Genomic DNA, 1,082 nt, shown 5'->3' with positions numbered 1-1,082 from the left:
CAAAGTCTTCGTCAAGCTTGGTGAACCGCCGGATGCGGACCCGCATGTCCGGTGGTGTGAGAGGACGGGGGCTAGCCGCCCCCTCCTACTCGATTGAATACTTGCGATAGAGGGAGCTTCGTTGTTTTAACGGGCCAGCCTGCGGGCCATGTAGGCCTGCAAATGTTCGTAAACCTTCTGGACCTCCTCCGTCTTTGGCAGCCGGGCGACAATCTTTTCCACGCAGCCGTTACTGGCAATTTCCGAGAGGGAGTAAGGGAAATTGATGTCATATATCCATGAAAGCATGAGCAGCTTGTGGTCATTAGAATTTTTCATGTCATTGTAGTGGCACAGTTGCCCTTGAAGCAGGTTGCGGACCAGGACCGGCGAATATCCCGGCGTATCGGGAAGGCCGGAAATCTGCTGCGCTTCTGGCTTATCGTTCTTACGGTCCAGGGAAGCGGTGAACATCTCCAGGATATCCAGTTTATCTGCATCCCGGATCAAGCGGGCAAATAAAGAAAGGCGTTCCGGTAAATCCGGGGGCAGCGTACAAAGGTTATGATACTCGATGGACCTGGTAACCAGGTTCCTTTCCTCTTCGGTCAGAGCCGCAAGCACCCCGGTCCGTTCCAGTTCGCGTATGCCCAGGAGGGCGTGGTTTTCCGAACGGCGGTCGTTAAAAGTATGGTAGAGGACAAACTGTTTGAAGCGCCCGATATCGTGTAAAAGGGCGATGGTTTCGGCCAGGTAAAGGTCTTCGGGTCCCAGGTTTAATGAGCTTCCGATACGCAATATTTTCTCACAGACCCTTTGGGTGTGTTCCTCCTTGAGCCTGATTCCTGCCTGAACGTTGGGGTCATCGTGGTAAAAGTTTTTAACGTATTGGTTAAACCAGTTCTTTAAAGCCTGAAGTTGCTCCGCTTGCAAAATCCCGTCTCCTTTCAAAAGAGATTTCCAAATTTGATGGCGGTAGGAAATTAATTTTTTTAAATATATAGTACCAGGCACTCAAATAGACATTTAATCGACCATTCTATATTCGAATGGCGATGTCATATCTATCGAGTTAACCCTGCTGTTGCCAGCCTACTATCTCC

At 50.0% G+C, this 1,082-nt stretch carries 1 protein-coding gene; it reads right to left on the bottom strand.

Annotated elements, in window-relative coordinates:
• Nucleotides 1–126 precede the first annotated feature (126 nt).
• Complete coding sequence (locus BUA65_RS17540; RefSeq protein WP_072871700.1) at nt 127–912, bottom strand: HD domain-containing protein; 786 nt, start codon at nt 910–912, stop codon at nt 127–129.
• Nucleotides 913–1,082: the final 170 nt, after the last annotated feature.

This window comes from Desulfofundulus thermosubterraneus DSM 16057 (genome assembly GCF_900142025.1).
GTDB classification, from domain to species: Bacteria; Bacillota; Desulfotomaculia; order Desulfotomaculales; family Desulfovirgulaceae; genus Desulfofundulus; species Desulfofundulus thermosubterraneus.
Note: the sequence above shows the minus strand (reverse complement) of the source record. Positions and strands in the feature narration are given on the sequence as shown.